Source organism: Streptomyces hirsutus (assembly GCF_001418415.1).
Taxonomy (GTDB): domain Bacteria; phylum Actinomycetota; class Actinomycetes; order Streptomycetales; family Streptomycetaceae; genus Streptomyces; species Streptomyces hirsutus.
Window position 1 is genome coordinate 1 of the sequence record NZ_LIQT01000513.1, and the last position, 6,845, is coordinate 6,845.

At 75.2% G+C, this 6,845-nt stretch carries 4 protein-coding genes; 1 reads left to right on the forward strand and 3 read right to left on the reverse strand.

What is annotated here, in order from left to right; translation table 11 throughout:
• Positions 1-1,713, forward strand: a 1,713-nt coding sequence (locus AOK11_RS32860; RefSeq protein ID WP_157869504.1) for a glycoside hydrolase family 3 C-terminal domain-containing protein, incomplete at its 5' end; no start/stop codon positions are given.
• Positions 1,714-1,900: 187 nt separating this feature from the next.
• On the opposite strand, the gene AOK11_RS32865 is transcribed toward AOK11_RS32860, so the two are convergent.
• The 3 genes from AOK11_RS32865 to AOK11_RS32875 all read right to left on the reverse strand — a co-directional run.
• Positions 1,901-3,346: an aldehyde dehydrogenase family protein gene (locus AOK11_RS32865; RefSeq protein ID WP_055597328.1), complete on the reverse strand. Its 1,446-nt coding sequence runs from the start codon at positions 3,344-3,346 to the stop codon at positions 1,901-1,903.
• A 153-nt stretch (positions 3,347-3,499) separates the two neighbouring features.
• Positions 3,500-5,113 carry a PucR family transcriptional regulator gene (locus tag AOK11_RS32870; RefSeq protein WP_055597329.1) on the reverse strand — a complete coding sequence of 538 codons (1,614 nt, stop codon included), beginning with the start codon at positions 5,111-5,113 and terminating at the stop codon, positions 3,500-3,502.
• Positions 5,114-5,319: 206 nt separating this feature from the next.
• The coding region (locus AOK11_RS32875; protein WP_055597330.1) for a hypothetical protein at positions 5,320-6,845 on the reverse strand (1,526 nt) is incomplete at its 5' end.

Below are 6,845 nucleotides of genomic sequence, written 5' to 3' on the forward strand. Positions count from 1 at the left end.
GGCGCCGAGCGGGTGGAGTTCGCGGAGGGTGTGGACCGCGTCCTGCTGAAGACCTCCGCCGGCGCCTTCCTGCACGTCCCGCCGGCGCCCGACACCCCTGAGGCGGCGCGCGGCGCCGAGGGCGCGCTGGATCCGGCGCTGCTCGCCGGCCGTACCGACCTGGCCCCGCTCACCGCCGGATCGGAGGGCACCGAACTCGCCCTGGCCGACTGGGGCGAGGGCGTGCTGACCCTGCGTGCCCCGGACGGCCGGTATCTGTCGGTCGCCGAGGACGGTTACCTCCGCGCCTCCGCCGACCAGCCGGGCGGCTGGGTCGTGCAGGAGACGTTCCGGCTGGAACCGCACGGTGGCGGTCACCTCCTCAGGCACGTGGGAACAGGACTCCCCGTGCAGGTCGCCGCCGACGGCGTGAAGGTTGCCCCGGAGAACGCCGCCGCCGCGGAGAGCACGGCTGCCGGGCAGGACGCGGCAGCCGGCGCGGGCCCCGAGGTCTTCGAGCTGATCGTCACCGAGCACGGCGAGGAGGCGGTGGCGCGGGCCGCGGCACGGGCCGACGCGGTCGTGGTGGTCGCCGGCAACGACCCGCACATCAACGGCCGGGAGACCGAGGACCGGACGACGCTCCGGCTGCCCGCCCAGCAGGAGCTGCTGCTGCGCTCCGCCCGCGCCGCCAACCCGAACACCGTGCTGGCGCTGGTCTCCGCCTACCCGTACGCGGTCGATCCGACCGACCTGCCGGCGATGCTCTGGACCGCGCACGGCGGCCAGGCCGCGGGCACCGCGCTGGCCCGGGTGCTCGCCGGTGACGTCTCCCCCGCCGGCCGGCTTCCGCAGACCTGGTACGCCGACGACGCCGACCTCCCCGGTCTGCTCGACTACGACGTGATCGGCTCCCGCCAGACCTACCTGTACTTCGGGGGCACTCCGCTGTTCCCCTTCGGCCACGGCCTGTCGTACGCGGCCTTCGCCTACGGCGGCCTCACGGCGCGGGCCGAGGAGCAGGGGGTACGCGTCTCGTTCACGGTCACCAACACGGGGGCCGTCACGGCCGACGAGGTCGTCCAGCTCTACACGCGGGCCGTGGACCCCTCGGTGCCGCGTCCGCTGCGCGAGCTGGTGGCCCACCGGCGGCTTTCCCTCGCGCCCGGCGAGACGGCCGGGATCACCTTCGAACTCCCCCTGTCCGCCTTCGCGTTCTGGGACGTGGCGGTGGGCCGGTGGCGGGTGGAGCCGGGCCGGTACGAGCTGCTGGCCGGCGCGTCCAGCGCGGACGTCCGGCAGCGGACCACCCTCACGCTCGACGGCGAGCCCGCCGTCCCCCGCGCGGTGCTCGAACACGGCCTGGACGCGGCCGGCTTCGACGAGCAGAGCGGCACCGAGATCGTCGACCGGACCAAGGAGTCGGGCGACGCGGTGACACCGGTGGCCGGGCAGGAGGGCGAACTGGTCTTCCGGCGCTGCGACTTCGGGAACGGGGCGAGGGAGGTGACCGTCGAGGTGTCCGGCGAGGGCACCGTCGAACTCTCCCTCGACGACGGCCCGGTGCTCGCCGGACTGTCCCCGTCGGCCCCGGCGTCGGGCCCGTACGAGTACGTCACGCTCGGCGCTCCCCTCGCTTCCCCCGGGGCCCCGGTGGCCACCGCCGGGGTGCACGAGGTGCGCCTGCGGCTGCGCGGCACGCTACGGCTCGCGCGGGTCGGCTTCTCCGCCTGAGGACACGAAGAAGCACGAAGAGGTACGGAGAGGTACGGCGGGGTACGGAAAAGTACGCACCGGAACGGAAACGAAGGGGCCCGGCACCGGAAGGCATCGGTGCCGGGCCCCTCGCGGGCGGCCCTCCCGCGTCACCCGCGAGGCCACCCGAAAACGGCTCCCGGAGACCGGGAACCGGCCGCCTGCCTCAGAGGGCGAGGCCGGTCAGGACCATCACCCGCTCGTAGGTGTAGTCGTCCATCGCGAACTTCACGCCCTCGCGGCCCACACCGGACTGCTTGGCGCCGCCGTACGGCATCTGGTCGGCACGGTAGGAGGGCACGTCGCCGATGACGACGCCGCCGACCTCCAGGGCGCGGTGGGCCCGGAAGGCGGCCTGGAGGTCGCGGGTGAACACTCCTGCCTGGAGGCCGTACTTGGAGTCGTTGACGGCGGCGAAGGCGGCTGCCTCGCCGTCCACCTTCGTCACCGTCAGGACAGGGCCGAAGACCTCCTCGCGGGCGATCGTCACCCCGGCCGGTACGTCGGCGAGCACGGTCGGCGCGTAGGAGGCGCCGTCGCGCTTGCCACCGGCGAGGACGGTGGCGCCGGCCTCGACGGCCTCCTGCACCCACGCCTCGACGCGTTCGGCGGCGTCCTGGCTGACCAGCGGGCCGACGTCGGTCGCGTCATCGGCCGGGTCGCCGGTGACCTGGGCCTCCACGGCGGCGACGATGCGCGGCAGCAGCCTGTCGTACACGGAGGTGTCGGCGATGACCCGCTGCACGGAGATGCAGGACTGGCCGCCCTGGTAGTTGGAGAACGCGGCGATGCGCTGCGCGGCCCGGTCCAGGTCCTCGTCGCTCGCCCAGTCGGCGAGGACGACGGCCGCGCCGTTGCCGCCGAGCTCCAGGGTGCAGTGCTTGCGCGGCACCGAGTCCATGATCGCGTAGCCGACCTTCTCGGAACCGGTGAAGGAGATCACCGGCAGCCGCTCGTCCTGCACCAGGGCGGGCATGCGGTCGTTCGGAACCGGGAGGATGCTCCAGGAACCGGCCGGCAGTTCGGTCCCGGCGAGCAGCTCGCCGATGAGCAGCCCGGACAGCGGGGTCGCCGGGGCGGGCTTGAGAACGATGGGGACACCGGCGGCGATGGCCGGGGCGATCTTGTGGGCGCACAGGTTCAGCGGGAAGTTGAACGGCGCGATGCCCAGGACGACGCCCTTCGGGAACCGCCGGGTGAGGGCGAGCCGCCCCTGGCCGCCGGCGTCGGTGTCGAGCCGCTGGCTCTCTCCGCCGTTGAACCGGCGGGCCTCCTCGGCGGCGAACCGGAACACGGACACGGCCCGGCCGACCTCGCCGCGCGCCCACTTGATCGGCTTGCCGTTCTCGGCCGAGATCAGCCGGGCGATGTCCTCGGTGCGCTCGACGAGCTGCCGGCCGACGTGGTCGAGAGCGGCGGCGCGGACGTGGGCGGGGGTGGCCGCGAACGCGTCCCGTGCGGCGTACGCGGCGGCCACGGCCTCCTCGACCTGGGCCTCGGTGGGCACGCTCACCGTACCGACGACCCGGCCGTCCCACGGGGAGGTGACGTCGAAGGAGGCCTCGCCGGTGGCCTGGCGGCCGGCGAGCCAGAAGGCGTGGGTGGCCGCCATATCTTTCTGGGGCATGGGGAATCCCGGCCCTTCCGCGTTGGGGTGGATGCTTGGCCTGTCGCATCCACCGTAGGGGCGCGCCGACGACGGGGCGTTTGTCCGAGTCGTAGCAGTCGGTCACCCCGGCGCGCCGCTTTGGCGGATCGGCGGCCGTCAGTCGGACGACGTCGCCTTCAGCGCCAGCCACAGCTCCATGCGGACGTCCGGGTCGTCCAGGGAGCGGCCGAGTATCTCCTCGACCCGGCGCATGCGGTAGCGCAGGGTGTGGCGGTGCACGCCGAGGTCGGCCGCCGCGGCGTCCCACTGTCCGTGCCGGGAGAGCCACGCGCGCAGCGAGGCGACGAGGTCGCCGCGCCCGGTCGCGTCGTGTTCGTTCAGCGGCCGCAGCAGTCCGTCGGCGAAGGCGCGGACGGCGTCGTCCGCGAGCAGCGGCACCACGGACCCGGCGGCCATCTGCTCGTGCTCCACCAGCACCCGCCCCCGCCTCCTGGCCACCGACAGCGCCTGTCCGGCCTGCTTGTAGGCGGCGGACGCGGCGATGGGTCCGACCGGCGCGGAGAGCCCCACGACCAGTTCGTCCTCGTCGGCGCCCATGAGGGGTTCGTGGGCTCCCCCGGTGCCGCGCGCGGCTTCCAGGGCGGCCGCGTGGTCGCAGCACGCGGCCACGGCCGCGCCGCCGTCCGCGGCCAGCACCACCAGCCGCTCTCCGTCCGGCACCACCAGGACCGCCTCGCCGGAGCGGGCGGCGGCGGACTCCATGGCCTCCTCGAGCGCGCCGAGGGCGTCGCCGTTCGGGTCGCCCTGGGCGCGGGCGGCGGGTGCCGTGCCCGTCTCGGCCACGACGATCCGGAAGGGTGCGTCCAGGAGACCGCCGTACAGGTGTCCGGCCACCGCGCGGGCGTGGTCCGGCTCACCGGCGAGCAGCATGCGCAGGACGGCGGCCCCGATCCGCTGTTCGGCGGCGTGCAGGGAGCGGGAGCGTTCCGTGATCAGGGTGAGCAGCGCGATGGCGGAGTGGACGGCGTACCGCTCGGCGGTGCCGAGCGCCGCGGCGGTGCCGACGGCGAGCACGGCCCGGGGGCGCCGGCCGGTGCCGAGGGTGTGCAGTTCGACCCGGTCGTCGTCCTCCGGTCCGGCGGCGACCGACGAGGCGGGCGCGGCCCGCTCCCGCAGCCGCCGCACGTCGGCCGTGAGCCGTGCGGCGCGCCGGCCCGCCCACTCCGGCGCCGTGGCGACGACGGCGCCCGAGGCGTCGTACAGCGCGGCCCATCCGTCGACCTGGGCGGCGAGCGCGGCCAGCAGGCCCTCGGGCCCGCCGGTCAGCGCCTGCCGGGTCAGCTCCCGCTGGGCCGCGAAGCCCGCGGTCACCGCGCGGTACTGGTCGGCTGCGACGGCGGCGGAGACGGCCTTGCTGATCGCCAGGAAGGGCGTGCGGCGCGGCACCTCCAGGAGCGGCAGCCCCTCCTCGCGCGCGGCCTCGACCAGCGCCTCGGGGATGTCCTCGTAGTGGACCCCGACGGCGAAGCCGAGGCCGACCACCCCCGCCTCCACCAGCCGCTTCACATAGCGGCGCATCGCCGCCGCGTCCTCCGCGTCCAGTTTGAGCGCGGTGATGAGCAGCAGCTCACCGCCCTCCATGTACGGCACGGGGTCGGCCAGCTCGCTGGCGTGCGCCCAGCGGACCGGCACATCGAGGCCGTCCTCACCCGCGCGCACGGTCAGTTTGAGCGCGGAGTGGTGTGCGAGCGAAGCGAGCGTCAGGGGCATGGCGCCTTCAGGTCGACGGGGGAACGGCCGGTCGGGTGTCCGAGCCGGTGAGCGATATGACGTTTTGGCCGTCACGTATGAACGACCCCTATCGATTCTGCCTCACCGTATGCACACTGCGTCGTCACATGCGCTCCGCTCCCGGCGCTCGCCCGCCCGCTGCGGACCGACCCGGCCAGAGCTGCGCCACCCCGCCCGGAGCTCCCTCAGCCCCGCAGGTCGACCAGCAGCGGCGGCGCGTGCTCGCCCCGGACGTCGGTCAGGGACAGCACCGCGTGCCCGGCCGGCATCGCGTGCGCGAGTTCGGACGCGGACCACCGCTCCCGCTCGACCTGCCGCACGGTGACCGCCCGCGCGGTCGGCGCCTTGCCGGTGATCGCCCGCCGCACCGCGTGCCAGGCCTTGCCCGCCGGGCTCTCCGCGATGATCTGCCGGTCGGTGACGTCCCGTGCCTCGGTCCACTCCTTGCCCCAGACCTCGGCGAAGTCCTGCCCGTCCCAGGGGGTGAGCCCGGCCAGCGCCATCCTGCACCCGACGGTCCCGAGCAGGGGGCCGCGCAGGGGCCTCGCCACGTCGTCCAGGGTGCGCAGGGTGAGCACGGCCCCGGCGTTGGCCGACCGCAGCCGCTGGATGCCGCGTACGGCCTCGGGGGTGATGACGCCGGTCGCGTCGTCCAGCACCAGGCAGGCGAACAGGGACCGGTCCTCGCGCTCCGTCACGCTCGCCGTGAACTGGGCGAGGACGAGCCGGGCCAGCACCCGCGACGCGTCGGCGTGGCCCCGGGCGGGCAGGTCGACCCGGACCCGTACGGGGTGGTCCAGCGCCTTGAGGGTGAAGGGCCGGGACTGCCCGGAGGTGTCGAAGAACCCCGCGAAGGCCGGCCGGTCGAGCAGCGCCACCCGGTCGGCGAGGACCCCGCCGACGTCACCGGGATGCGCCATCTGCCGTTCCCGGGCGTCGAGTTCGCGCAGCAGCGACTCCTGTCCCGTCTCCGTCAGACCCCGGCGCAGCTCGGCGAGCGGGCCGGGCGAGCCGTCGAGCAGGCCGCGCAGTTCGGGGACGGAGGGGAAGCGGCCGTGCACCGCGCGGAAGGGGCCGAGCAGCTGGGCGAGAACGGTGGTGGCGCGCCGGCTGTCGTTGCCGGGGTGCGGATCGGCCAGGTCACCGACCAGCGCCTCGGCGAGGACGGCGGCGGCCTCGTCGGGGTCGGTGGTCCCGCCGTACAGGTCGAGGTCGTACACGGAGTCGGGGTTGCCGATCCGTACCACGACGTCGTACGCGTCGGCCGGGCCCGCTCCCACGCCGGCGGCGCCGACGACGACCACCGCGGCGCGTCCGGCGAGCGCGTGCAGGCACAGCGACTCGGCGAGCGGCCGGACGACGGCGCCGGTCTTGCCGGAGCCGGCCGGTCCGACCGCGACCAGGGAGGTGCCCAGCAGTTCGGGGCCGAGGGCGAGGCCGGTGCCCCGGTAGGCGTACGGGTTGCGGGCGTCGTCGGCGGTGGTGCCGAGCCGTACCTGCCCGGTGAGCAGGTCGTGCCGGGCCTGCCGGGCGGGCAGGTCGCGGGCGCCGGAAGGGTGCGGGCAGGCGGCGGCGCCGTGGCTGAGCACCGTGCCGGTGAAGGTCGCGAGGGGGTGCCGGCCGCTTTGCACGCCCTGCCAGGCGCGGCTGATGCGGGCGTGGTCCACGTCCCGCATCAGCCCGGCGCGCGCGTCGGCGGCGAGCCGGTCCG

Coding starts and splice junctions, on each gene's coding strand:
- AOK11_RS32865 (WP_055597328.1), bottom strand. CDS start 3,346: ATGGCGGCCACCCACGCCTTCTGGCTCGCCGGCCGCCAGGCCACCGGC.
- AOK11_RS32870 (WP_055597329.1), bottom strand. CDS start 5,113: ATGCCCCTGACGCTCGCTTCGCTCGCACACCACTCCGCGCTCAAACTG.